Source organism: Atribacterota bacterium (genome assembly GCA_039638595.1).
Taxonomy (GTDB): domain Bacteria; phylum Atribacterota; class Atribacteria; order Atribacterales; family Caldatribacteriaceae; genus Profundicultor; species Profundicultor thermophilus.
This window is the reverse complement of the sequence record JBDIWM010000014.1, coordinates 17,402-43,276: the sequence shown is the minus strand read 5'-3', so window position 1 is coordinate 43,276 and position 25,875 is coordinate 17,402. Positions and strand designations below refer to the sequence as shown.

Below are 25,875 nucleotides of genomic sequence, written 5' to 3'. Positions count from 1 at the left end.
CTCCCGTGGGTTCGTCAGCTAAGATGAGTTGCGGAGAATTGAGCAGTGCTCGAGCGATGGCCACTCGCTGTTGCTGACCCCCGGAGAGGAGGTTGATCCGTTTTTTGATGGCTTCCTTAAGACCGACCCGTTCCAGAAGATACATTGCTCGCTCCACGATTTCTTTATTTGGTTTTCCCGAGGAAATGGAGTACGGAATGAGTACATTTTCCAGAGCGTTGAATTCTGGAAGGAGGTAGTGGAATTGGAAGACGAAACCGAGGAACTTATTTCGGAAGCGCGCCAGATCTTCGTCAGAAAGGTGGTTGAGATTTTGCCCCCGGATGAAAACCGCACCGCTGGTGGGTCGGTCAAGAGCACCGATGATGTTGAGAAGCGTGGTTTTTCCTGAGCCGGACGGTCCAATGAGGGCCAGAAATTGCCCTCCAGGAACGTTCAAGGTGATGTTGAACAGTACCTGGTACTGAATAGCTGTTCCGTAGATTTTATTCACGTTCTGAACGGTTACGAGTGTACCATCATCCATTGCGAATCACCTCGATGGGAGTGAGTTTAGTGGCCTGGCGTGCTGGAGAGACGGCTGCCAGGAGGCTGGCAATGGTGGAAATGATGATAATCGTCACCAGGGTTCTTGGGTTGAGCGTTATGGAGAAAGAAATGGCACCACCACTTGCTCGCGCCGCCTGTTGAAAGAGACCAATGAGGAAAAATCCAAATAGCGCTCCCAGTGAAGACCCGAAAAGTCCCAGAATCGCACCCTGGAGGAGGAAGATAAGGCTTACCCCGGTATTAGTGGTGCCAATCGCTTTGAGGATACCGATTTCTCGAATTTTCTGGGTGACAGAGACAACCAGGACACTGGCGATGCCCAAGGTAATAGCGACGAGCACGAAGAACTGAATCATGAACGAAGAGAGACTTTGGCTACGTAGGGCACTCAAGAGTTGCCGATTGCGAGTTTGCCAGGTTTCGATGGTATACTGGGGCAGTGCTTGTTTGAGATCCCTGGCAATCTGTTCCGACTGGAAAACCTGGTCAATCTGGATTTCAATCGTGGAGATAGCTCCCTCGAGGTTAAGAAGATTTTGCGCTGGGACGAGGTCGAGGAATATCCAAGAAGAGTTGATGGCTTTGTTACTGAGGTCAAAGATCCCGTTGACGATAAACGTTCCACTCCTTCCCCCGGGGGTGGTGATGAGGAGTGAGTCACCGGCTTTGAGGCGCAGGTCTTTGGCTAATTCTTTGCCCAGCAATACTCCATTTCCTCCGATTTGGGAAATTCCTTGGATGGTTCGTTCTCGCAATTCATAGATTTGGTCAGCATATTCCAGAATAACTCCTTTGAGTACTACACTGCGGACCAGTTCTCCTTTGCGCACCGAACCTGGACCTTCTACCAGGGGTGATGCTACGCGTAGATCAGATTGCTTTAGGAGGGTGGCTTGAATCCGCTGCCAGGCGAGTATTTTGGCTTCCTCTTTGACTGGATTCGCTAACACTGAGGAAACCACCGTATTCGAAGAAGATATGGACGACGATGGGGTTCGATCTTCGGGGGCGACGATGATATGCGGTGCGTCACCAACCGTCTGTTGAATGAGGTTCGCCTGAAGACCAGAAATCAGAGAAGAAAGAAAAATCTGGATAGAAACGCCAGCGGTAATTCCCAGGATGATGAGGAGCGTCTGGGAACGGGAGGTCCGCAGAAAACGCCAGGCAATGAGTAAAGCAAAACGGAGCATCTTAGTTTTCCTTCCTTTCCCCAAGAACCACCCGCCATCCTTCCCGAAGGTTTCTGGGATTGAGAATTGGCGTTCCAGATGGGAGTTCTTCTGCCTTCACCCATTCGCCGAAGTATTCGACCTGGGTAAGGGAGATGGCTTTGGCTCGACCATCGTTTTCGGTCCATACCATGGGTTGATTCCCCTGGAAGGAAAGGTACCGTTTTGGGAAAAGGAGTATCTCCTTTTCCTCACGAACGATGATTTCCACGTTCACCGCTGCATTTGGTTTGATATCCACTTTTTCATCGAAAGTGAGGGTGACTTCAATGGTACCCTGGCCGGGGTCAATCGCAGGGGCAACTTTGGCCACCGATGCTGGAATAACCTTTGGTGTTGTGTTTACCTGTTCGCTGACCAAGGCCTTCATTCCGAGCTCGATTTTTTTGTATTCTCGTTCATCGAGACTGGTGGTTACCTGAAAAGGGTTTTCTCCCAGTGTGAGGACCACTTCACCGGCCTGAACGAATTCACCAGGATTTTTTTTTAGAGACACCACGATCCCATTGGCTGGAGCAAAGAGCCATTTTTTCCTGAGGTTCGTCTCGGCCTGGGAAAGCTGAAGTCTGGCACGTTCGATCTGCGCTTTGGCTTCTAAGAATCCGGGACCATTTTCTTCGATATTCGTGAGGCGCAGGCGGGCAGAATTTTCTAAGGAGAGGGCATTTTCAAAATTGCGCTGGGCACTTTTGAACTCTTCTTCGGAAATGCTTCCTCGCCCAAAGAGAATCTGGGCTTGCTGGTACTGTTCAAAAGTGGTACGGCGATTGATTTCTGCTCGGCGATATTCTTCCTGGGCAAGCTGTCGTTCATTCTCCACGAGTTTCTGAAAATTGATTTCCATAAGGGTTAAATCAGCTTTTGCCAGAGCGACCTGGCTCTGTTCCAGGGTATCGTCAAGGGTGATGAGGGAATCTCCTTGCTGCACTTTTTGGCCTTCCTTGACCAGGATGTTCTTTATGACCCCAGAAACCTGGAAAGCCATCTCGATGTCCTGCGAAAATTGCACTCGTCCTGCAGAAACGAGACTCTCCACAAAGTTTCTGGGTTCGAGAAGGAAATAGTCAACTTTTCGGGGAGTAAACCTTCGGTAGGTAAAAAAGCCGATTAGGGAGATAACGATGAGTAAAAACGGTAACCACTTCTTCACTGGTGGACCTCCTCTTTCTGTATCTCTTCATAGAATCTTATCATTAGAAAGGAAACATGAAAAGATGGTTTTTATTCCAGCTCAACGGGGATAGGATTCGTCCTTTTGATGTGAATGGTTTATACTATAGAGGGATTACTGGCTGGATATTGCTGATCCCTTTACCAAGGGTATTTTCCCCTGTAGTGTGGCTTTGAGGTGATGTTCAAGTCGCTCTCCTCAAGGAAGAAAGGTGGGAGCTAGGGGAGAGAAAGGTGACCTTCTTGAATTTTCGAATTCAAGAAGGAGCTTGCACAATTGGGAAATCTGTGGTGAGGTCATCATGGTCAAGAGGGATGAGAGAGTGTTGAGTCAAAAAATAGCCATTTTGGGTTATGGAGCACGCTTTGACCTCTGTGGATCCTGCTTTGGAGGCGAATCGCGCACCAAGCACCCCCTGGGTCACTGGATTTATCCCGTGACCCTTCCGGACGGGCAACGGGTGAACGTTTTGAAAATTCTTCTCTCCAATCGGTGCATTCATAACTGCTTTTACTGTGTCAACCGGGTAGATCGGTGTCACAAAGAAGCTGCTTCTTTTACCGCTGTAGAGCTGGTGCGACTTTTTGCCACATTGTACCATCAGGGGATGGTGCGGGGACTTTTCCTGAGTTCCGCAGTGGAGCGTGACGCGGCCCGCACCATGACGGAAATGATGAAAGTGGTCGAAATCTTACGCTTTAAGATGCAGTTCCGTGGGTATATTCACCTCAAGATTCTTCCTGAGGTGAGTGCTGACTTCATTGAGGAGGCGGTTCGCTTGAGCACAAGGGTGTCGGTGAATCTGGAGGCGCCAACTCCTTCAGCCCTGCGATGCATTGCCCCTGAGAAGAATTTCGAAGATATCTGGAATACATTGCGTTATTTGAAGTGCCTCAAGGATAAAAGAGTGGCTCGTTTTGACTTTACCACTCAATTTGTGGTCGGTGCGAGTGGGGAGACCGACCGGGAAATCATGCAAACCACTTCGCTCCTTTACCGGGAAATGAAACTGGCTCGGGTGTATTACAGTGCTTTTCAGCCAATTGCAGGAACACCGTTTGAAGACCTGCCGCCTACTTCAACATGGCGAGAACATCGTCTGTACCAGGCGGATTTCCTGTTGCGGCGATACGGTTTTGGTTTTGAAGAATTGTGCTTTGACAGAGAAGGGAACTTTCCGCTTACCGTTGACCCCAAGACTTCCTGGGCAGTGCGACATCCTGAGTTCTTTCCGGTGGAGGTGAACCAAGCCCCCTTTGAAGCACTCGTTCGAGTTCCAGGAATTGGACCGGTATCGGCACGAAAAATCATGACCATCCGAGTCCGCGAACCGCTGACTCAGCCAGAGGCGCTGAAGGCACTGGGAATCCAGGTGGAAAAGGCTCTTCCATTTGTGCTCTTTCGGGGTAAGCGGTTTACTAGAGGATTGCAGCTCTCTCTTTTATAGAGAGTATCCTCAGCCTTTGTCCTGCTCTGATGCCAGATGATCCCGTAAAAAAGAGAGAAGCGCAGCGCGGACCATTTCGGGGACCATTTCCCACCCCTCTGCAACCAATCCAAAACACGGTGTAATGGGAATATGGTTCAGGGGCGAGACGGGAAAATCCTGTCTTACCCCTGAGCGATACGACCATCGTTTTCCTAGGATTTCCGCAAACCAGATTCTTGCTCCATAGCGCTTCTCTACCTCCTGAGCGATTTGGTTCAGGAGGTTACCAGATAATCCTACGCTACTGGATTCCCGTACGAGACGGAGCCAAATTTCAAATTCGCAAGTCTCGTTCTCCATTTTCGATTCTTTGGAGGTACTCGGTGATCAGGGGTTTGAGTCGGTCGTCGAGTTCGGCAAATTTCTGGGCGATGATTTTTTCTCCAGTTTCCTTTGTTTCTGGTGAAGCGTAGTCCAGGAGGTACTCTTTGAAAGTTAGGATGGCGTTCGGCATGCAGAAATGGTGAATTTTCCCCTTTTTGGTGATGTCCATGAAGTACTTGCCGGTTCTCCCACAGCGATAGTCTGCGGTGCAGAACGAAGTGATGTATCCCATGTTGGCAAGTTCGCGCACCACTTCATCCAGAGAGCGAGGGTCGTTAATCTCAAACTGCTGCCGTTCCAATTCCTGTTCACCGTAGCGCTCACTGTAAGCACCAATGCCAATGCGGGTGGAGGCATCGGTTTGCGTACATCCCACCGGAATCACTTCCCGGCGCACATGGGCTGGTTCTCGGGCAGTGATGATCATCCCAGCATAGGGGACGGAGAGGCGGATGACCGTAACCAGTCTTTTGAAATCTCGGTCGGAAACTCGATATTGGCTTTCTTGGGCCAGAGGGGTGTTGACGGCAGGTTCCAGACGGGGAAAGGAAATGGTATGTGGTCCCACTCCCCCAAAATGGTTCTCCAGGTCGATGGTATGGTAGAGCAGTCCCATGACTTCAAACTTCCAGTTATAGAGTCCAAAAAGAGCTCCGATGGCAACATCATCAATACCAGCTTCCTGGGCTCGATGCAGGGCATAGAGCCGCCACCGGTAGTGAGCCTTAATACCAGAAGGATGGAGCTTACGATACGTTTCGTGATGGTATGTTTCCTGAAAGACCTGGAATGTCCCGATACCCACTTCTTTAAGCACTCGGTACCGGGCAATGTCCAGAGGAGCAGCGTTCACATTGACCCGGCGAATTTCACCATGACCGACCTTGGTTTCGTACACGGTTTGAATGGTTTGAGCGATGTAGTCCACATCGGATGTGGGATGCTCTCCGTAGACCATGATCAGGCGCTTGTGTCCCAGAGACACCAGAGCTTCCGCTTCTCGGCGCACTTCCTCGATGGTCAGTTGCCGCCTTTTTTGGAGATGGTTGTCCCGACGGAAACCACAGTATAGGCAGTTATTCACACAGTAATTGCTACAATAAAGGGGGGCAAAAGTAACAATTCGGTCTCCATAAACTTTTCTTTTCACTTCTTTCGCTGTGGCGAACATTTCTTCCCACATTTCTGGGTCTTCAACGTTGAGGAGTGTGGCTGTCTCCTCTGGTTCAAGACGTTCTAGGTGGAGCGATTTTTCCAGGATTTCCCGTACCTGCTTTGGGTCAGGACGAGCATGTTGCCGGAGCAGTGTTTCGATACCTTGGTCATCGATAAAGTCCCTTCCGTCCGACAGGTACTTTTCCACCTCTTCTTCCTTGATGATTCGGTTCATCCATTCTTTGGCCGATAGCGATGCCACCTGAGACATGGTTTGTCCCTCCCATAAAAAAATCCCAACCTGCGGAAGGCAAGTCGGGATTTTTCCCTTCTTTTCCCCTTGGTTTCAGAAAGAACCTTTCCTCACCGCAGGTGTACACTATTATATCATATATCACGAAAAATTGATTATCGAATGGTTTTCTTGGAATGGGCGTGTTATAATTCCCTCACGAAGGGGGGATTTAGAGATCAGTTTGTCGTATCCATTTTCCAGCTTTGAGAAGCAAAACCTGGATTTTATTCTGGAGCTGGCCCTTTCTTTGGCAAGGAGCATCAGTGGATCTTTACTGCTTGAGGGTGAGCAGGGACAGGGGTTGGTTCTGGTGGCCGGTAAAAACCTCCATCCTTCCCATTTTGGGGAACTTTCCCGGCGTATACGGGGTATTTCCGAAATGGTCTTTGAAAGTGGAAAACCACTGTGCATCGATAGCAATGACCCCCTTTGGTTTGCATCCAGGCGAAGACGTGAAGACCGTTACTCGCTCTCTTTTCCAGTGCGAGATACCAGTACTCGAGTGATTGGCGTTTTGAACCTCAACCGGGTCAATGTGCCGTTTTCGAGTGAAGATATCGCGGTGGTTGAAAAGCTTGCTTCGGCCGTTGCCCTTCTTGTCGAGGAGAATATCCTACGCCGTAATCGTGAGAAATTGCTCCTCGTGTTTTCCGAGATTGTGAATCTGTTTGAAGGGAATGATTATCTCATGGACGAGAAGCTGGTTTTTGCCAAAATATTTTTAGCCGTGAAAATGCTTCTTGGAATTGAGCAGGGTGCAGTATTTAAGCTTTCGCCGCGGCGTCCATATCTGGCTTTTCGGGAAAAATGGCCCCGTTCCCTCAGTTTTTGTACGTTGGGCTTACCACCTGAGGCTATTCCTGCGGAGAGAGCCAGGGTACTCGATATTTCCTGGAGGGGTAAAGAGCGAAAGCTCCTTCTCCTTCCGGTTGCGAGTGACCTGGGCTGGCGTTTTCTCTTCACTTCGTTTCTCGATAAAGAATTGGAACTCCTGGAGCATTTGGTTTTGTCCATGATTGCTCGGCTTGGAAAATCATGTCTTGATAATATTTTCCTTTTTCGAAGAAATGAGAAGCTGGTGCAGGAGCGGGAAAGAAACCAGTTGGCACGAGAGCTCCACGATGGATTGGCTCAGATTCTCGCTTCTTCTCAGCTCTATCTTTACTTTTTGAAAAACAATATACCGCAACATGGTGGGGATGTCTGGCAGGAAATCTTAGAAAAACTCGATTGCCTGACCAGGATGGGAATTGAGGAATCCCGTTTTATTCTTTCGGAACTGGCAGGAAAACCCGTTTCTGCCTTGCGTTTGAAAAATGAGCTCGAAAGCATTGTGAACGTCTTTTCCTATCCAGGGATTGTTATCCATCAAGAAGTGACGGTAGGAGTGCGCTCGGTTTCGTTCCGGGTTTATCGGGTTATCACTTCCGTGGTTCGAGAAGCGCTTTCCAATGTTATCCGGCATGCTCAGGCCAAAAACGTCTGGATTACCCTCCACGATGATGCGCAGTTCTTATATCTTTCTATAAAGGATGACGGGAAGGGATTGGAGAAGGGTGTTGCGGTGCAGCAGGCAGAGGGTGGACATTTTGGGATTTACAATATGCGAAACCGAGTCAAACTGGCTCGAGGTCGCCTGCGCCTTATTTCTTCTCCGCAAAAGGGCCTGACGATTGAAGCCAAGATTCCTTTACAGTGAAAGAGGAAAAGCAGGATGGCCAAAGTCAAGGTTGCTCTGGTTGATGACCATCAGATTGTTTTAGCAGGTTTAAAAAAATTGCTTGAGGACCAGTACGAGGTGGTTTGTGCAGCACGAAATTTCCGCGAAGCTCTGGAACTACTTCCTTCTTCTGGAGCAGAACTGGTGCTCCTCGATGTGCATTTTCCGGGAAAGGATGGAGTCGAACTCTTGCGGATTCTCAAGGAAAGAATGCCCACCGCGCTTTTTGTAATGCTTACCGTAGAAGAGGATGAAGAAATCATTTTCCAGGCTATCCGGGAAGGCGCTCGAGGATATATCCTGAAACACAGTCCTCCAGAAGTCCTCCTCAAAAGTCTGAAAGCCTGTCTTGAGGGTGAAGTGCTCTGGGGGGAAGAGGTTTATCTTAAAGTGTTAGGGAAACTGAAAAAGGGGATTCCATTCGGAGCCGAAGGAATGGACCTTTCGCCGTTGAGCGACCTCCTTTCAGAGCGGGAATTGGAAATCGTTCGGCTCGTAATTCGGGGAATGGGAAACAAAGAGATTGCCGAAAAACTGTTTATTAGCGAGAGCACCGTGAAAAATCATCTGAGTCGAATTTTCCAGAAGCTGGGTGTGAAAGATCGGGTAGAGCTGGCGCTTCTGGCTGCACAAACCACCCAGAGGGGGTCGTCGTAACCCCCTCTGCAACTGATCATTGCAATCCGTTGAAACAGCTCTTCAGGTGTTTCTCATCCATGGGTTTTGTGAATAGACTGACGAGTACCGTCACAGCAATCGCGAGCGGCAGGCTGATGACGATGGGATCCACTACTTTCCATGGTTCACCCCAGAGGGAAGGTCGTCCAAACAATGCCTGGCAGATTCGTAGGGGTTGGGATTCTTTCTCGTGGACAAAAAGGAACCAGAACATACTGCTCAAAAATCCAGTGAGCATTCCGGCTATAGCTCCAGCTCGGGTGATTCTTTTCGAGTAGAGGGCCCCAAAGTACATGGGGAGGAACGAAGAGGCACAGAGACCAAAGAAGATGGAAGTTCCTCGGGCGATGATTTCCGAGCCAGTTTCGTAAAATCGGGGTAACCCCCAGGCTACAATGGTACTCAGGATGATGCCAATGGAAGTGCCCAGACGGTTGACACCGATTCCGGCCTTTTTCTTACTCAGTGTTTCGGTAATATCCCGACTCAAGGCAGCACCGATGGTGTGGTACTGGCTACTCATGGTGGACATGGCGGCAGCAAAGAGCGTCACCAAGAAAAGAATCCCAAACCACGCCGGCATGGTCTGCTCCACAAACATGGGAATGATGGAATCAACCTTTTTCCCAGCAGCAAGGAAAGCGATTTGCCCCGTGGTGTTGTAAAAGTACACATTGGAAACCGCCCCAACGGTGAAGGCGACTCCAGTCATTGCCAGGATAAAAATACCCCCCACCAGGGTTGCCCGGTTTAGTTCTTTACTGCTCTTCACGGTCATAAAGCGGGTTACCAGTTGTGGCTGGGCAAGAACCCCGATTCCTACTCCCAGGACGATGGTGGAAATCACCGTCCACCAGGTGCTTGACCCAAAGAGGGGCATGTGAGTAAATCCTCTGTGTCCGGTCTTACCCATTATTTCTGTAATCATAGGGTTCAACTTTTCCAGAGACTCATGGGCGCTGGTGATACCTCCCAGCCGGTAATAGGTGAAAAAGAGCAGGAGCACCATGCCGATGAACATCACGCTTCCCTGAAAGGCATCGGTATACATCACGCCTTTTAATCCCCCCATGATGACGTAAATTGCCACGATGGCGGAGAAGGCAAAGAGTGCCACCTCATAGTCGAGTTTCAGGTTCACCACCAGAAACTGTGTGGCTCCCATCAACACCGCTGCGGTGTAGATGGGCATGAACAGAAAAATCAAAATTCCACTGAAAACCTGGATAAAGCGTGATTGGTAGCGCTTACCCAAAAGCTCTGGAAAGGTGTGGCTATCCAGATTATATCCCATGGCTCTGGTGCGATGGCCAAAGAATACGAAGGCGATGAAGATTCCTACAAAGATGTTCAAAAAAGTTAACCAGAGTAAACTCATCCCAAAAAGAGCTGCAGTCCCTCCGAATCCCACAATTGCCGAAGTGCTGATGAATGTTGCCCCGTACGACATGGCCATGATGTACGGGTGTGCTTCTCTCCCTGCCAGAAGGTAATCGGTGGTACTTTGCGTCTTCCGGTAAGCAATATACCCCAGATATCCGGTGATCATTAAGTAAACAAGGACAGAAACAATCAGGGCAATCTGGTACATCTTTATCCCTCCTTATTCTTCCAGTTCTTCCTCTTCTTTTTCCCACTGGATGATTTTTTCTTCCTTCACCTCAAGGCCACCCCTGTTCCAGTTGATTGCTCCATACAGAACACAGAGTACAGTGCTTCCAATACAGAAGACATACGAGAGAACAATCCATGGGTCATGCAAGCCAAACAAAAAAATCCCCCCTTCGTACTGCAGTGTGATCAAGAGTTTCAATAAAAATTAGGTATATTCTAATCGAGGACAAAGGTGGTTGCAATCAGGAGGAGAAAAATTTTAGGGCTTTTTCTTATCAAAAACCCTGTCAGGAACCCCCGAAGTATATGGAGTGCGATCCTGAAACGTGTTACAATGGGGGAAATTCAAAGGGGGGATCACCATGAGTTGGCGATGGTTTGTCGGTGTCCTTTTTCCCATTCTGGTCCTTGTTTCTCTTACCCCAGCTTGGGCCTACGAAGAAACTACCATGCGGAATTTCCTGGTCGGAGAAGGAGTGCGGGTAGTGGTATCGAACATCCAGGGCAAGGTGGTGATGGAAGGACATGGAGAAAAGGTGGTCAACATGACGGCCACAAAATCTGTAGAAGGGGTTTCGGAAGAAAAGGCTCAAGAACTGCTTTCCCGGGTTGAGGTCAAAACCGAGGTGGAGGAAAACGCCATCCGGATCACCACCGACCTTTCAGGCACGTTTTTGAGCACCTTTCTTACCTGGCAAACCCCAAGAGTGGACTACTTCCTTGCGTTACCTTATACGGCTCAGGTGTATGTTGAAACGGTCAGTGGGGAGATACAGGCTACCAATCTCCGGGGTGAAACCGAGATCAAAACTGTAAGCGGCCGAATCACCACGCAGGGTCTCGCCGGGAAGGTGAACCTGGAAACGGTGAGTGGTGTAGTCAACGTGGGGCGGCTCCTGGGAGATATGGCGGTGCGCACCATAAGTGGTCCTGTAGAAGTTGATATTCCTTTGAGTCACGATTTTCTGGAAATTTCCCTTTCTTCGGTAAGCGGGAATGTCACCGTGTTTGTCCACGAAAAAGAAGAAATGAAACTCATCGTGGAGACGGTTTCCGGTCGCTTTGTTTCCGAAGTCCCCCTGGAGATTCATGAAGGGGGATCTTTTGGGCGACGAACCTTTCAGGGTCAAACCAGTGCTGAACCACGAAAAACCATTGTTGTCAAGACCATTTCCGGGAATGTGTCGCTGAAAAAATTAAAGAGGGAAACCATATGAGTTTTCGATTTTTCCTGTTGGCTATACTCTCTCTTATCCTTTTTCTTTGTCCTGCCTGTGCTTCGAGAGACCATGCCCTGGATTTTCCAGTTCTTGAACCGCTCGATTTTGAAGAGGGTCTTGTTTTCTTCGAGAAACAGATTCACATTGAAGGTGAGCCAGGACCCCCGTACATTTTCATCGATTTTCCCACCTACCGTTTCCGGGAAGAAGAGGGAACCCTCACGAGTTTTAACGGTGCCTTCGGGAGCGAGGAAGGAAAGGTAAATCCTTACGCTGTTGACCTCATCGTCGGTAAAGGTATCTCCCTTTCTGGTTCGGCTGGTTCTGGTGCCACCAGTGGTCTTCTGGGTATTACCGATTTTCCTTTCGTCTCTGGCGTTCTTTCGGTTCGGGAAATGCGTCCCGATGGAAGCCTCCTAATCCAGAAGGGAAATCCCACCATCACGTTTTTCGAACTCACCTTTCCGAATCCTATTCCTCCTGAAACACTGCTCATTCGCCCTGGGGAACGCTTGGAATATAGCATCACGAAAAATTGTGTTCTTTCCGGAACCACGCGCCGACTCACGCTCAGAGTCATTTTGCGCTGTGCCTTCATCAAACGGGAAAATTGCCGGAATGGGAGCTGGGCTGATATGTAGAATCCCAAATTGGGATCCATCTCCTCAAAATGAACACGTTCTCTTTCCATATGCTCCGTAGGAGGAGTGGAAAAAGGAAAAAGGGTTTCTTTTAGGCGGTGGGTTGTTGTAGTCACATACGGTGCCATGGCGGGGGGTCCTCTTTTTGACTTCCTTCTTTATTTTTGCTCTTTTGGCCTGCAAACGCATCGTTACCGGTGTTTGAGGTATTGCCAGTTTCACTCCGAAGCGAAACGCTTTCTTCTTGACGATTCCAGGGAGTATGTTATAATCCTCTGTGGATGCTGGGCGGGAATAGCTCAGGTGGTAGAGCGCCAGCCTTCCAAGCTGGGTGTCGCGGGTTCGAGTCCCGTTTCCCGCTCCAGGAATTGGGCAAACCACGAAAATCCCACAGTTGATTCGCTCCTTTTGTTTTCCCCATTTGAGGATGAGTGTGGTTCGGTGTCCCTGGGAGGACGCGATGACCCCATTCTGTGGTCTAAAAAGGGGAGAACCTTCCCATGGGTTGAAAAGCGCGTCTGGAGTATCCCGCCAAGGGATTCTAAAGCCGTCGTATATGGCAAGAAAAAGGAACGATGGGGTCAGTCCGTTTGGTTTGGCCTCAAAATCGCAGTGTGATATAATTTTCTCGCTTTGGAGATTCCCTGAAGGGGGCGCATTATGTTTGGTTTGGTGAAAGAAGTGTTTCAGCGCTGGTCACAAGACCGGCTGATAAAAGAGTTAGAGCAGAAATTTGTGGAACCCATTAATGCCCTGGAAAAGGATATCAGCCGACTCAGCGATGGAGAGCTTCGCGGAAAAACCCAGGAGTTTAAAGTGCGGTTGAGCCAGGGGGAGAGTCTTGACGATATCCTGCCGGAAGCTTTTGCGGTGGTGCGGGAAGCGGCGCGGAGAACCATTGGGATGCGCCATTTTGATGTCCAGATTATCGGGGCGGTGGTGCTCCATCAGGGAAAGATTGCCGAGATGCAGACTGGTGAGGGGAAGACCCTGGTGGCCACCATGCCGGCGTACCTCAATGCGTTGACCGGAAAGGGAGTGCACATTGTTACCGTCAACGATTACCTGGCTAAACGTGACCGGTACTGGATGGGACCGGTGTATGAGTTTTTGGGTTTATCGGTGGGACTGATTCAGCATGAGTCTAATCCTGCAGAACGGCAGGTTGCCTACGGGTGTGATGTCACCTACGGGACCAATGTGGAGTTTGGCTTTGACTATCTACGGGATAACATGGTGTGGCGTAAAGAGGATGTGGTACAGCGTAAACTTCACTACGCCATTGTGGACGAGGTGGACAGTATCCTGATTGACGAAGCCCGTACCCCGCTTATCATCTCTGGTCCATCAGAAGAAGACACCGAGATTTACTATAAAGTGGATCGGGCAGTACGGAAACTGGCTTATCAAGAGGACTTCGATTACGAAGAGAAAACCCGCTCCATATGGTTGACTGAAGGAGGGGTGGCTAAAGTCGAGAAGCTCCTCCATGTTGATAACCTCTATGGGGATTCCGGGAAGGGAACGTTAGAGCATTTGGTCCGTCAGGCCTTGAGAGCCCACCATCTGTATAAAAGAGATGTGGACTACGTGGTGAAGGACGGACAGGTTATCATCGTTGATGAATTCACGGGCCGGTTGATGCACGGGAGGCGGTACAGTGAGGGTCTGCATCAGGCCATTGAGGCTAAGGAAGGGTTACAGGTGGCCAGCGAAAATCAGACTCTGGCTTCCATCACCTACCAAAACTATTTCCGAATGTACGAAAAACTGTGTGGGATGACGGGCACGGCCAAAACCGAAGAGGATGAGTTCATCTATACCTATGGGATGCCGGTAGTGGTGATTCCTACCAATAAACCTTTACGGCGCACGGTGCTTCCTGATGTGATTTATCGCACAGCCAAAGAAAAGTTTGAAGCGGCGGCGCAGGAGATTGAAAGGCTCCATAAGATGGGTAGACCAATTCTGGTGGGTACGGTTTCCATTGAGAAGTCAGAGCAGTTGAGTGCGCTTTTGTGGAAGAGAAAAATTCCCCATCAGGTCCTCAACGCCAAACACCATGAGAAGGAAGCGGAAATCATCGCCCAGGCGGGGAAGAAAGGAGCGGTCACCATATCCACCAACATGGCTGGTCGGGGAACCGACATCCTTCTCGGGGGGAATCCCGATTTTATGGCCAAGCAGGAGTTGCGCCGTCTGGGGTTTGACGAGGAAACCATCCGGCGGATTGCCCAGTACATCCCTGCAGAGGAACCGGAAGCGCAGAAAGCCAGAGAAAAATACCAGGAACTCTACTGGAAATTCAAAGAGGAAACTGACCGGGAAGCGGAGGAAGTGAAAGCGCTGGGCGGGCTCCATGTGATGGGAACCGAACGGCATGAAAGCCGTCGAATTGATAACCAGTTGCGGGGACGAGCCGGAAGACAGGGTGACCCGGGTTCGTCACAGTTTTTCCTTTCTCTGGAAGATGACCTGTTGCGGCTTTTTGGAGGAGAACGGATTTCCAACCTCATGAGCCGTCTGGGAATCGAAGAGGGAGTTCCCATTGAGCATCCGCTCGTTAACCGGGCTATTGAATCGGCGCAGAAGAAAGTGGAAGGGTACCATTTTGGCATCCGCAAGACCCTCCTCCAGTACGACGATGTGATGAATAAGCAACGGGAAGTGATTTACAGCCAGAGACGGCGGATTCTTTTCGAAGATAACCTCGATTCCTTGGTGATGGATATGCTTGAGGGAGTGATTGCCGATGTGGTGGCCATTTATGCGGATGAGAAAACCTATCCGGAAGAATGGGATTGGGAGAGCTTGAACCGAAGGCTCCAGGACCTTTTCGGAATGCGCCTGGAGATACCGCAGGAAAGGATTCCGGAAATGACTCCGGAAAAGTTGAAAGGAACCCTCCTTACGGCTACGACCGAACGCTATCGGAAGCGGGAGGCGGACCTGGGAAAAGAAGTTTTTCAGAACCTGGCACGCTATGTGATTTTGCGGGTGGTGGACCACCACTGGAAGGAACACCTTTACAACATGGACCACCTACGGGAGGGGATTGGTCTACGGGCGGTGGGGCAAAAGGATCCCTTTGTGGAGTACCAGATGGAAGCCTTTGCCATGTTTCAAGATATGGTGGCCAACATTCGGGAAGATGCCCTGCGGTACCTTTTACAGGTTCAGGTGGTACGGGAAAAAGGGCAAAGAGAGCATCGAGACCGTTCCGAAAGCACCGCTCCCAGTGCCCAGATTGTGAAGCACAAGGAAGAAAAAGAGAAGTCCAGAAAAAAGGTAGGGCGGAACGATCCCTGTCCCTGTGGGAGCGGAAAGAAGTATAAATACTGCTGTGGGAAGAACTGAGAAAGAAGGGAGGAAAAGTGAATGCCCTTGGATATGGAGAATATGCTGAATGTGATTCGGGAAAAACTCACTGAAATCGGTGAGTATCTTTGACCAGGAAGGGCTTTCCCGGCGGATTAAGGCTTTGGAAGAGAAAATGTCCCGGGACGATTTCTGGAGTGATCCAGTGGAACAGGTCCAGGTTCTGGGAGAATATAAGTATCTGCGACAGATTATGGAGGGATACAACAATCTAAAGGAGAAATGGCAGGAGGTGGAGGAGTGGAAAGGCATCCTGGATCCGGGCGATCCAGAATATCGGGAGTTGGAGAGCGAGGCCCGGGCCCTCTTTACGGAGGTGGTGGACCTCGACATCAGGATGCTTTTCCGGGAACCGGAGGACAAGGGGAATGCTATTGTGACCATTCATTCCGGGGCGGGAGGTGTGGAATCACAGGATTGGGTGGCGATGCTGTTGCGGATGTACCTCCGCTTCTGTGAGCGCAAAGGGTTTGAAGCCAGGGTGACCGATGAACTGGAAGGAGAAGAAGCGGGTTTAAAACATGTGACTTTCATTGCCCAGGGGGAGTATGCTTACGGGTACCTGAAATCGGAACACGGGGTGCACCGGTTGATTCGCATTTCTCCGTTTGATGCCAATAAGCGCCGGCATACCACCTTTGCCATGGTAGACGTGATTCCGGAAATGGGTGAAGAGGTGGAAGTTGAAATCAATCCCCAGGATTTGAAAATCGAAACCTTCCGGGCTGGAGGGCATGGGGGACAGCATGTGAATGTCACCGATTCGGCAGTGCGTATCATCCATATTCCCACCGGAATTGTGGTGCAGTGCCAAAATGAGCGGTCACAACATCAGAATAGGGCGGTGGCCATGAAAATCCTTCGGGCTCGCCTGTATGAACGCTACCGAGAAGAACAGAAGAGGAGACTTCAGGAGATTAAAGGGGAACACAAAGAAATTGCCTGGGGGAACCAGATTCGCACCTATGTCTTTCATCCCTATAATCTGGTTAAGGACCATCGCACCGGTCACGAAACCGGAGACGTCAACCGGGTGATGGATGGCGAGATCGATGACTTTATCGAGGCGTTTTTAAAAAAGGAACGAAGCCTATGAAAGTTTACGCCCTCATTGGACCCACGGGAACCGGCAAAAGTTACCGGGCACCGCATATCGCCCAGAAATACGGCATTGACTGCATCATCGATGATGGCCTTCTCATCGCCCAGGGGAGGATTATCGCCGGGAGATCATCCAAGGCGGAGCTTTCCAAAATTCGGGCGGCTAAAGTCGCTATTTTCTATTTCCCCTCCCATCGGGAGGAGGTCAAAAAAGCCATTCAACGGTTGAATCCGCAGAAAATCATGGTACTGGGGATTTCCCTTTCCATGGTGGAAAAAATCTGTGAACGGCTGGAAATTCCCTATCCCAAAGAAATTCTGGAGATTCAGGAGCTTGCCAGTCCTGAGGAGATTACCATGGCTCTGAACGCACGGGAAAACGAGGGAAAGCACACCATTCCGGTGCCGCTGGTGGAGATTAAGCGGAACCTGTGGAGTGGTTTTGTGGATATCATTCCGGTGGTGGTCTGGCGATGGTTTTACTCTTCGCATGAAAAGACGGTGGTGCGTCCTCCCTTCAGTTACTTAGGAAAATTGGTGGTGACCGAAAACGCTCTGCGTTCCCTGGTGGCCTTACTTCTTCTTCGCCTTTCCTGGGTAGAAACGGTCGAAGCGGTGGAACTGCGTCGTCTGGGTGGGGAAATGGAGGTGGAAGTGGAATGTGTTTTTCGGAAAGGTTTTCCTGTGGCCCACTTTGGACGGCTCATCCAGGGATATCTGCGGGAGCGAGTGGAATACCTCACCGGAGTGGAGATTCGGGTGGTCCATGTGGACGTGAGCGGCATTGCCGGGGTCCCCTTGACTTCAGCGGCATTATCTGGTAGTAAATACGAAATTTGAGCGAAAAGGGAAAAGGGATGAAATATAAGCGCATTGCCGAGCTAGTTCAGGAGCTGAAAGAGAAAAACGAAGCCCTGATTTTGGGTGGGGGAAAGAAAGCCATTGAAAAGCAGCACCAGTCGGGAAAACGCACTGCTCGGGAACGGATGGAGATGTTCTTCGATAGAGGAAGTTTTGAAGAAGTGGACCTCTTTGTGGAGCATCGGGCAGAACGTTTTGGGATGAAAGAAAAAACCGTTCCGGCCGATGGGGTGGTGACGGGATTTGGGACGGTGGATGGAAGGGCGGTTTTTGCCTACTCTCAGGATTTCACCGTGATGGGGGGATCGCTGGGGGAGATGCACGCCAAAAAGATTTGTAAAATCATGGATATGGCCCTCAAGGTGGGAGCGCCGGTCATCGGTATCAACGATTCTGGAGGAGCGCGCATTCAGGAAGGTATTGATTCCCTTTCCGGATACGGCCAGATTTTCTGGCGCAATACCCAGGCTTCAGGGGTGATTCCTCAGATTGCGGTCATCGCCGGTCCCTGTGCTGGCGGTGCGGTGTATTCTCCGGCTCTCATGGATTTCATTTTCATGGTTGAGGGAATGAGTAAGATGTTTGTCACCGGTCCTCAGGTAGTGAAAGCCGCCACCGGTGAGGAAGTGTCGGCCGAAGAGCTGGGTGGGGCATTGACCCATGCCAGCAGAAGTGGGGTGGCCCATTTCATTGCCCGAAACGAAGAGGAGTGTTTTCTGGACCTACGCCGGTTGTTGAGTTATCTCCCTTCTAATAACGCTGAAGAACCACCGTTTGCGGAAAGCAGTGACCCCGTGGACCGAGAGAATCGGACCCTTCTTGAGGTTGTTTCTCCCAATCCCAATAAGCCCTACGACATGAAGAAGGTGATCCAGGAAATTGTGGATCAGGAAAGTTTTTTTGAGGTGCAGAAGGATTTTGCCCGGAATATCATCGTGGGATTTGCCCGGATGGGAGGGCACGTGGTGGGGATAGTAGCCAATCAGCCCTATCACTTAGCTGGATGTCTGGATATCGATTCAGCTGATAAGGCTTCCCGGTTCATCCGGTTCTGCGATTGTTTTGGGATTCCACTTTTGACTCTGGTGGATGTACCCGGTTTCCTTCCCGGGACCAACCAGGAATTTGGAGGTATCATTCGCCACGGAGCGAAAATGCTCTATGCATATTCTGAAGCCACCGTTCCCAAGATTACTGTAATCGTGCGTAAGGCATACGGAGGGGCGTATCTGGCCATGTGCAGCCGGGATTTGGGAGCGGATTTGGTTTTGGCCTGGCCCACGGCAGAGATTGCCGTGATGGGGGCTGAGGGGGCGGTGGCCATCATTTTCCGTCAGGAACTGGAAAAGGCTCTGGATCCGGAGGTGGAACGGGAAAAACTCATCGACCAGTACCGGCGGGAGTTTTATAATCCCTATCAGGCAGCGAAAAGAGGCTATGTGGACCAGGTTATTGATCCGGTGGTGACTCGCTTGAAAGTGGTGCGGGCTCTGGAGATTTTCTGGTCGAAACGGGAGGGGAGGAGGGGGAAAAAACATGGCAATTTCCCGGTATGACATGGGTGTGGCGTTGAAGCCGGAAGTGGTGGCGGCCATTATGGCCGTCCTTTCGGAAATTTTGAAGGAAGAAGAAGCCCCGAAAAAAACCCGTCCTTATGTGGTGCGAAAAAACCGGGGCTGGAAAGAGATGGCGTTGCAGGAAGGAAGTTTAGTGGTCCACTTTTTGAGGAGGTAGAAACTGGTGCGCCGATTCTGGGTTCGGGTCAATGGAGAAGAGTATCAGGTAGAAGTGATGGAAATCGTTGAAGAGGGTGAAAGAAAGGGTTTTGAAATCAGCAACATCGCCAGGGTTCGGGAGGGGAAAAAAAGCGGTGAAGGGTTACAGGTCACCACCACCATCCGTTCACCCATGCCTGGTCGGATTCTGGCGGTGAATGTGAAAAAGGGAGACCAGGTGAAAGCTGGGCAGGTGGCGGTGATTTTGGAAGCCATGAAGATGGAAAACGAAATTTCCATCGAACACCCTGGGGTGGTCACCGGTGTCTATGTGGAAGAGAACGACACGGTGGATGTGGGTGATACGTTGCTGGAGGTGGAAGAGTGGAGGGAATAATGGAACGCAGGGTTTTTTTCCTTCTTTTGGCCTGTATCATCGCCTTGGGAACAGGTCTTTCACTGGTGCCTTCCCGAGTGAGTCGAGAATTTGCTAGCCGCCGGGTGGAAGTGGTGGTGGATTGGGATGACATCGAATGGCTGGGGAAAACCCAGGGGATTGACCCACTGGCTCTGATAACCAAGCTCCGGGAGATGGGTGTGGAAACCGTGGGGGTGAACGAGTACTCTCTAAGGCGTCTCAAGGATACGGGAAGGGTGATACCGGTGGCCTATTCTGGAGGGACACTGTACCGCTACTTTCAGGTCCCTGACCCCAGGCTCAGGGAAACCATTATCCGACAGCTCAACATTTTGGGGAAAAAGGCGGAGGAACCCCAGGAAGGAATCGTGGGAATGAACGTCGTATTCGAAGAGGAAGACAAAATGGGGCTGGGCTGGAACCGGGAACTGGTTCAGTTTTTATCCGATGCCGGATTCCGGGTTGTTTTGCGCCCCATCAACCGTTACGACCTTTCTCCGGAGACGATGGAGACACTCCTCGAGGACCCGGTCTGGGAGAGGGCTGAGGGAGTTATTTTCCAGGGAGATTCGGTTCTGGGATATGGAGAGCCGGCTTCCCTGAAGCGGATGGCTTCATTCTTGCGGGAACGAAAGCTCTTTTTTGGTTACCTTGAATTCGTGGGCCAGAAAGGGGAAACCACGTTGAGTTCCCTCATTCCTGATTTGACGGTGCGGGTGCACAGCATTGCTCCAGATGAATTGAAAAACTATACCCCGGTGGCCGCCAAGGAGCGATTTTTGCGGGCGGTCAAAGAACGCTCGGTGGCACTTATCTATCTGCGAGCCTTTACTGAGCCCCCTTCGGCCAAGAGCGTGGAGAAAAACCTGACCTACTTCCAAAATATTTTGCAAACTCTTCGGGAAAATGGTTTTGTACTGGGGAAGGCGGTGGTACCTCAGCGTCCCTTTGCGGTGCCTCGCTTCATGCTCGCTCTTTTTGCCGTTTCGATGGCGGTGATGACACTTTTGCTCTGGGAGTTTTTCTTCGATTTTCACCTTGTGCCCTTTCTCGGTTCCCTGGTGGTGCTCCTTCTGGGGATTTTTTTAAACCCCATTGGGGGGATGAAAATTTTGGGACTCTGGGCTGGAGTGGTGGTGCCGACGCTTGCGGTTATCCTCTGTGTGGAAAACTTTCGCAAGGAAAAAATCCTTCAGGGTCTTGGTCTCTCTTTTCTGACCCTTTTTGCTGGAGCCATGGTGGTTTCGATGGGGCTCTATCACTGGCTGTTTGTGCTGCGTATCCACCAGTACTTCGGGGTAAAGGTCTCTCTGGCCTTACCGCCGCTTTTTGTACTGCTTTATCTTTTCAAAGCTCGGCTACTGGGGGTGAGTGTTGGGCAGTTTTTCCTGGATTACCTGAAGCGATTTGAGCTTTTGATTCTGGGAATCGTAGCGGTGGGAACGGTGCTTTACCTTACCCGTTCGGGAAATTTTCCCCTTCTTCCCGCGGGGGGTCTGGAGAGCCTGATGCGGGGAGGTTTAGAACGGATGCTCTTCATGCGGCCCAGAACCAAGGAATTCCTGATTGGGTATCCGGCGTTGTGGTTGCTTTCGGTGTTTCCCCTGTCAGCTTTTCGCCCGGCCTACCAGATATTGCTGTGGCTGGCGGTGACGGTGGGGTTCACCACTTTTTTGAATTCCTTCTCGCACCTCCATACCCCGTTTCTCTTTGTGCTCCTGCGCTTTGGAAACGCCATGGCGCTCAGTATCGCGGTGTTCTTCGTTTATTGGGTGGCAATCAAAGTGGGACTGGCCATCTACCACTTTTTTGCGCGCTGGGGGGAGTAGCATTACCCACCTTTTTTTTCTGGGGTACTATGGTTTCGGAAACTGGGGCGACGAGCTGAGTCTCCTTGCCACCCTGCGTGCGGTGGAAAAACTGAGACGAAACGGTGGGCAATTTGTATGCCAGGTCCTCTACCGGACCACAAATCCCTTATTTGATTTTCCTCCAGGAGTGGAGGTGGTTTCTCGGGAGTGCTTTCCCCAGATCCTCAAGCAGGTGAAGAATTCCCAAGCCCTCATGGTGGGGGGAGGAAGCCTTCTCCAGGATACGACCAGCTTCCGTTCGCTTGCTTACTATTATAGCCTCCTCCGTTTTGCCCTTTTTTGGGGAAAACCCATTCTCTTCTATGGATGTGGGCTGGGACCCTTCAAGCGGTCTCTCAGTCGGTGGATGGTTTCCGGGGTGCTGCGCCGCTCGTTCCTCCTTTTGCGGGATGAGGAGAGTTGCACTTTGGCGTATCAACTGGGGACCAGGCCATCCCGGGTAGTGCTGGGGGTGGACCCGGTCTTTTTGCTCCAGGACCTCCTCCCGGAAAAAAAAGGTTCCGCAGAGAAGGTGGCCGTATTCTTGCGCCCGGTGGATAGGGAAAAAGAAGAAAACCTCTTTCGGTCTCTCAAAGCCCTTTTGGCTTTCGTGCCGGAAATGGAGTTCGTGGCCTTTCACCACCAGCTGGATGGGGAGTTTGTGAGCCGTCTTGCGAAACGCCTGGGGGTACGGAGTTTTTCGTTTGACCATCTTATGGAGGTATTGGCCTATTTTCAGAACGTGGATATGGTTTTCAGCATGCGCTTTCATCCTCTGGTGCTTTCCACCATGCTCGACATCCCCTGGGTGGCTTTTGATGTTGACCCCAAAATTCGGGCTCTGGCTTCGCTTTTTTCGGGAGAAAATCTCCTTTCCTTCCAGGGACTTTCCCCGGAAGCGCTCATCGCCATGTACACCAGGCGGCATCTTCTTGCAGAAAAAAATAAAGTAGCGAAGGCGCTTTTGTCCACTCGTTTCGGGAGGATGGAGGAAAAACTCTTCGATTTCCTGCAACTTCTGGGGTGAACCATGGATTTTCTGGGTTTTTCCATTTCGGAGCTTGAAAAAAAGGCCATTGTGGACCTTCTCAGTGAGGCAGTACAAAAAGGACGAAAAATGCACCTTGTAACCCTCAACCCCGAGATGCTGGCCTGTCAGTCCCGGAATCATCGCTTTCGAGAGGTGCTCAAGCGGGCCGAACTCTTGATTCCCGATGGGATGGGGATTATCTGGGGGGCAAGGTTTCTGGGGCAAACCCCTATCAGACGCCTTCCCGGGATAGAGCTGGCTGAGGCTCTGCTGGAGAGAGGCCGCGACGAAGGGTGGCGGGTTTACCTTTTGGGGGGAAAGGAGGGGGTTGCGGAAAAAGCAGCCGAGGTGTTGTGCAGGCGGTATCCGGGGCTTCAAATTGTTGGTGTTCACCATGGCTACTGTGCAGATGATGCTCAGGTGGTCAGAGCCATCAACCAAACTGCGGCGACATTGCTTCTGGTGGGGATGGGGTCTCCACGGCAGGAACTGTGGATTGACACGTACCGAGACGCATTGATTCCTTCCCTTTTTATGGGTGTTGGGGGAAGTTTTGATGTCTGGAGTGGAGAGAAGAAACGAGCACCATATTTTGTCCGGCGGCTGGGCTTCGAATGGCTCTGGCGAGTGGGGAGCGAGCCGCAACGAGTCCGCAGGGTCCTTCCTTCGTTTTTTCGCTTTGGAGTCCTCCTTTTGCGGGAGCGAATACAGCGGTGAATGGTATAATGGGAAACGTGAAACCGTTTCTGGAATTTAAAGATGTATCCAAAATCTATCCCACCGGAGTGAGGGCTCTGGAAGGGGTTAATCTGGCCTTGGGGGAAGGGGAGTTCGTGTTCCTCTTTGGGCCAAGTGGGGCGGGGAAAACGACCCTTTTAAAGCTCATTAACCGGGAAGAGCGACCCACCAGAGGAGAAGTGTGGCTTTCGGGGTGCCGGATTAGTCACCTGGAGGAACGGTATGTGCCGCTGTTGCGCCAGAATCTGGGAATGATTTTTCAGGACCTACACCTTGTACCAGAGTGGACGGTTCTTGAGAACCTCCTCGTCCCCTTAGAGGTGTTGCAGGTGAAGCGGAACAAGGCCTTTCGGATGGCCAAAGAAATGCTTCGGTTTTTGCGATTGGAGAAAAAGGGGTTGCATCGGGTGGAATGGCTGTCAGGGGGTGAGAGGCAGAAGTTGAGCCTGGGAAGAGCACTGATTCACCAGCCAGGACTGGTTTTAGCTGATGAGCCGACCAAGAACCTGGATGAGGAATCCGCGCAGGAAGTGGTGGGTATCCTTTTTGAGTTTGTCCAGAAGACGAAGGCAACCGTCATCCTGGCCACCCACGACCAGGAACTCCTGCAGGTTTTTGGAGGACGAGTGGTCAGGCTGGAGCGAGGAAAAGTGAGTGCCTCATGAAATTTTTCTTCCGCCGCCTCTCTCGCAAACCTTCCTTTTTTATCATGGGGTGCTTGAGTATCTTTTTTACTCAGCTGATTCTCAATCTTTTTATCTTCGGCTACCTGGAGCTGGATAAGATGCGGGAGATGTGGAAAGGGAGCTTCACTCTGCGGGCTTTTTTTGTGGTGGGCACCCCTCTGGAGAAAATCCAGGAAGTCCAGCAAAAAATCGAAGATTGGGCTGCGGTGAAGCAGGTGGTGTTTGTGGATGCGGAGGAAGCCCGCAGGCGGTTTTTGCAGTATTTTGCTCTGCAGGAAGAGGATTTACCTGGAGGAGAGAATCCTTTTCCGGCTTCTCTGGAGGTCCTTCCCGAGCGGCTTGAAGACCTCCCCAAACTGGCGGCGGAGATGAAAAAGATTCCGGTCTTTGATGAGGTGGTCTATGGGGGGAAAAACGTCGAAGAACTGCTCCGCTTCCACCGGTTTTTTGTAGGGGCAGGGGGAGTCGTAATTTTGGGGGTGTTCATTTTTGTGCTCCTTTTGATTGGAAGCATGGTCACCCTGAAAGTCCGTTTCCATCAAGAGGAGATTCGAGTGTTGCGTCTTTTGGGGGCCACCAACCGGCAGATCCGAGCTTCGTTCTTAGGGGAGGGGGTCCTGGAGGGTTTTTTGGGGGGGATGACGGCTTTTGTGGTGAGCAGCTTCTTTTTTCGCTTCTTTCTGGAATTTTTGGAAGCGTCTTTTCCCGCCTTTTTCTGGGTGCGGTTTGCGGATTTTTTTCTGCCCCTTTTTTTGATTAACGTGTTTTTGAGTGGTATCCTGAGTATGGTGGGAACCTTTGTGGCGGTCAACGGAGTGCTGAAGGAGATGCCATGAAAAGGACAATCCTGATTTTCCTGACGGTTTTCTTTTGTGGTGTGCCTCTGCTCTGGGCCCAGGGGGAAAACCTGGAACAGGAAATTACTTCCCAGGAAAAACGGTTGATGGAGCTCAAAAATGAGCAGGCCCGGGTGGAACAGGAATTGAACAAGGTGCTGAAGAAGGAAAAAAACCTCCTGGGAGAAATCGAGAAGCTGGACGGTCAGATTGACCGTTTGGAAAAGGATATTGCCCGTTCTCGGAAGCGAATTCTGGAACTCCAGGAGGAACGGATGCGCCTGGAAAAAGAGGTGGAATCGCTGTCGCAGCGTATCGCCAGTAACGAGGCCAAGGTGCGGGAGGTGCTTGCCCGGGTCTATCGCCAGGATTTGGGGATGGGTTTCTGGGAATTCCTCTTAGAAAGTGCTTCCCCTTCAGAATGGGAGGAAAAGTGGTATTTACTGCGGAAATACTATCAGTTTGAAACCGGGGTCATCCTCACCCATGTGGAGGAGAAAGAATCGTTGAGCCGGAAGCTAGAGGAAATCAAAAACACCATGCGCTTGGAGAGTACCCTCAAAGAGAAAATGGCTCTGGAAAATGGACGCCTTACTCAACTCAAAAAGGCTCGTCAGGAGATGCTCGCCAAAGTGAACGCCGACCGGCAGAAGTTTCAGGCCACCCGGCAGAAGTTAGCCCAAGCTCAGAAGGAAGTGGAAGGGATGATCGTGGCGCTGCAGAAAAAGTTGGCTGAGCGAAAAAGCGCACCGGTTGTGTCTACGGCCAAAAGGGGGCGGTTGCTCTGGCCAGTCCAGGGAGGGAAAGTGATTCGTTCCTTTGGCGAGAGCAAAGATCCCCGTTACGGAGTCACCTTTTATAACCCGGGGATTGATGTCGCTGCCCCCCTGGGTTCGCCGGTTGTGGCGGCTTCATCGGGAGTGGTGATTCTGGCCCAGAACGTGCGGGGCTATGGAAAAACCATTATCCTCGACCATGGACGGGATATCTTTACGGTATACGCCCATCTTGGGGAGCTGAAGGTGAGTTCTGGGCAGGAGGTAAAAGAGGGACAGGTGATTGGTCTTGTGGGTGATACGGGACTGGTGGACCGACCGACCCTCCATTTTGAAGTGCGGGTGGGAGAAAAAGCCAAAGAAGAAAATCCTTTGCAGTGGTTAGAGTAAAGAATCGA

The 25,875-nt window shown here is 50.9% G+C and carries 23 protein-coding genes and 1 tRNA gene; 18 read left to right on the top strand and 6 right to left on the bottom strand.

Features of this window, described 5'->3' with window-relative positions:
• From ABDK92_05040 to ABDK92_05030, 3 genes are all read right to left on the bottom strand, one after another.
• On the bottom strand, nucleotides 1-526 hold a 526-nt coding region (locus ABDK92_05040), incomplete at its 3' end, for an ABC transporter ATP-binding protein (protein MEN3185989.1).
• Nucleotides 519-1,742, bottom strand: a complete 1,224-nt coding sequence (locus ABDK92_05035) for an FtsX-like permease family protein (protein MEN3185988.1) — start codon at nucleotides 1,740-1,742, stop codon at nucleotides 519-521. The genes ABDK92_05040 and ABDK92_05035, both read right to left, overlap by 8 nt.
• A 1-nt stretch (nucleotide 1,743) precedes the next feature.
• Nucleotides 1,744-2,931: an HlyD family efflux transporter periplasmic adaptor subunit gene (locus ABDK92_05030; GenBank protein MEN3185987.1), complete on the bottom strand. Its 1,188-nt coding sequence runs from the start codon at nucleotides 2,929-2,931 to the stop codon at nucleotides 1,744-1,746.
• Nucleotides 2,932-3,220: 289 nt separating this feature from the next.
• On the opposite strand from ABDK92_05030, the gene ABDK92_05025 reads away from it, so the two are divergent.
• On the top strand, nucleotides 3,221-4,399 hold the full coding sequence (locus tag ABDK92_05025) for a radical SAM protein (GenBank protein ID MEN3185986.1): 1,179 nt from the start codon (nucleotides 3,221-3,223) through the stop codon (nucleotides 4,397-4,399).
• A 316-nt stretch (nucleotides 4,400-4,715) separates the two neighbouring features.
• Here ABDK92_05025 and hydG read toward each other — a convergent pair whose 3' ends face one another.
• Nucleotides 4,716-6,191 (bottom strand): [FeFe] hydrogenase H-cluster radical SAM maturase HydG, encoded by a 1,476-nt coding sequence (gene hydG, locus ABDK92_05020; GenBank protein MEN3185985.1) that lies wholly within the window; start codon nucleotides 6,189-6,191, stop codon nucleotides 4,716-4,718.
• Between the two features lie 205 nt (nucleotides 6,192-6,396).
• On the opposite strand from hydG, the gene ABDK92_05015 reads away from it, so the two are divergent.
• Nucleotides 6,397-7,914, top strand: a complete 1,518-nt coding sequence (locus ABDK92_05015; protein MEN3185984.1) for an ATP-binding protein — start codon at nucleotides 6,397-6,399, stop codon at nucleotides 7,912-7,914.
• A 15-nt stretch (nucleotides 7,915-7,929) separates the two neighbouring features.
• Nucleotides 7,930-8,592 carry a response regulator transcription factor gene (locus tag ABDK92_05010; GenBank protein ID MEN3185983.1) on the top strand — a complete coding sequence of 221 codons (663 nt, stop codon included), beginning with the start codon at nucleotides 7,930-7,932 and terminating at the stop codon, nucleotides 8,590-8,592.
• A 16-nt stretch (nucleotides 8,593-8,608) separates the two neighbouring features.
• On the opposite strand, the gene ABDK92_05005 is transcribed toward ABDK92_05010, so the two are convergent.
• Nucleotides 8,609-10,204: a sodium:solute symporter family protein gene (locus ABDK92_05005; protein MEN3185982.1), complete on the bottom strand. Its 1,596-nt coding sequence runs from the start codon at nucleotides 10,202-10,204 to the stop codon at nucleotides 8,609-8,611.
• A gap of 12 nt (nucleotides 10,205-10,216) precedes the next feature.
• Entirely contained in the window at nucleotides 10,217-10,384 is a 168-nt protein-coding gene (locus ABDK92_05000) for a symporter small accessory protein (GenBank protein ID MEN3185981.1), read from the bottom strand.
• Between the two features lie 205 nt (nucleotides 10,385-10,589).
• On the opposite strand from ABDK92_05000, the gene ABDK92_04995 reads away from it, so the two are divergent.
• From ABDK92_04995 to ABDK92_04925, 15 genes are all read left to right on the top strand, one after another.
• Entirely contained in the window at nucleotides 10,590-11,444 is an 855-nt protein-coding gene (locus ABDK92_04995) for a DUF4097 family beta strand repeat-containing protein (protein ID MEN3185980.1), read from the top strand.
• Nucleotides 11,441-12,088, top strand: a complete 648-nt coding sequence (locus tag ABDK92_04990) for a hypothetical protein (GenBank protein MEN3185979.1) — start codon at nucleotides 11,441-11,443, stop codon at nucleotides 12,086-12,088. Before ABDK92_04995 ends, ABDK92_04990 begins: the two co-directional genes overlap by 4 nt.
• Nucleotides 12,089-12,376: 288 nt before the next feature.
• Nucleotides 12,377-12,452, top strand: a tRNA-Gly gene (locus ABDK92_04985).
• Nucleotides 12,453-12,748: 296 nt separating this feature from the next.
• On the top strand, nucleotides 12,749-15,445 hold the full coding sequence (gene secA / locus ABDK92_04980; protein MEN3185978.1) for a preprotein translocase subunit SecA: 2,697 nt from the start codon (nucleotides 12,749-12,751) through the stop codon (nucleotides 15,443-15,445).
• A gap of 21 nt (nucleotides 15,446-15,466) precedes the next feature.
• Nucleotides 15,467-16,562, top strand: a protein-coding gene (prfB, locus tag ABDK92_04975; GenBank protein ID MEN3185977.1) for a peptide chain release factor 2 whose coding sequence is annotated in 2 segments (ribosomal slippage) — nucleotides 15,467-15,535 and nucleotides 15,537-16,562 — 1,095 coding nt in all. Because the reading frame shifts where the segments join, the coding sequence is not laid out codon by codon here.
• On the top strand, nucleotides 16,559-17,407 hold the full coding sequence (locus ABDK92_04970) for a hypothetical protein (protein ID MEN3185976.1): 849 nt from the start codon (nucleotides 16,559-16,561) through the stop codon (nucleotides 17,405-17,407). The genes prfB and ABDK92_04970 overlap by 4 nt, the downstream gene beginning before the upstream one ends.
• 17 nt (nucleotides 17,408-17,424) lie before the next feature.
• Nucleotides 17,425-18,984 carry a carboxyl transferase domain-containing protein gene (locus ABDK92_04965; GenBank protein ID MEN3185975.1) on the top strand — a complete coding sequence of 520 codons (1,560 nt, stop codon included), beginning with the start codon at nucleotides 17,425-17,427 and terminating at the stop codon, nucleotides 18,982-18,984.
• On the top strand, nucleotides 18,965-19,162 hold the full coding sequence (locus ABDK92_04960; GenBank protein ID MEN3185974.1) for a hypothetical protein: 198 nt from the start codon (nucleotides 18,965-18,967) through the stop codon (nucleotides 19,160-19,162). Before ABDK92_04965 ends, ABDK92_04960 begins: the two co-directional genes overlap by 20 nt.
• A 6-nt stretch (nucleotides 19,163-19,168) precedes the next feature.
• The gene (locus ABDK92_04955; protein ID MEN3185973.1) at nucleotides 19,169-19,540 is read left to right on the top strand and encodes a biotin/lipoyl-containing protein; all 372 of its coding nucleotides are present in this window, start codon (nucleotides 19,169-19,171) and stop codon (nucleotides 19,538-19,540) included.
• Nucleotides 19,528-21,390, top strand: a complete 1,863-nt coding sequence (locus ABDK92_04950; GenBank protein MEN3185972.1) for a DUF5693 family protein — start codon at nucleotides 19,528-19,530, stop codon at nucleotides 21,388-21,390. The genes ABDK92_04955 and ABDK92_04950 overlap by 13 nt, the downstream gene beginning before the upstream one ends.
• Nucleotides 21,287-22,438 (top strand): polysaccharide pyruvyl transferase family protein, encoded by a 1,152-nt coding sequence (locus tag ABDK92_04945; protein MEN3185971.1) that lies wholly within the window; start codon nucleotides 21,287-21,289, stop codon nucleotides 22,436-22,438. The genes ABDK92_04950 and ABDK92_04945 overlap by 104 nt, the downstream gene beginning before the upstream one ends.
• 3 nt (nucleotides 22,439-22,441) lie before the next feature.
• Nucleotides 22,442-23,158: a WecB/TagA/CpsF family glycosyltransferase gene (locus ABDK92_04940; protein MEN3185970.1), complete on the top strand. Its 717-nt coding sequence runs from the start codon at nucleotides 22,442-22,444 to the stop codon at nucleotides 23,156-23,158.
• Complete coding sequence (locus tag ABDK92_04935) at nucleotides 23,155-23,844, top strand: ABC transporter ATP-binding protein (GenBank protein ID MEN3185969.1); 690 nt, start codon at nucleotides 23,155-23,157, stop codon at nucleotides 23,842-23,844. Before ABDK92_04940 ends, ABDK92_04935 begins: the two co-directional genes overlap by 4 nt.
• On the top strand, nucleotides 23,841-24,701 hold the full coding sequence (locus tag ABDK92_04930) for a permease-like cell division protein FtsX (protein MEN3185968.1): 861 nt from the start codon (nucleotides 23,841-23,843) through the stop codon (nucleotides 24,699-24,701). Before ABDK92_04935 ends, ABDK92_04930 begins: the two co-directional genes overlap by 4 nt.
• The gene (locus ABDK92_04925) at nucleotides 24,698-25,867 is read left to right on the top strand and encodes a peptidoglycan DD-metalloendopeptidase family protein (GenBank protein ID MEN3185967.1); all 1,170 of its coding nucleotides are present in this window, start codon (nucleotides 24,698-24,700) and stop codon (nucleotides 25,865-25,867) included. The genes ABDK92_04930 and ABDK92_04925 overlap by 4 nt, the downstream gene beginning before the upstream one ends.
• The last annotated feature ends 8 nt before the right edge of the window (nucleotides 25,868-25,875 follow it).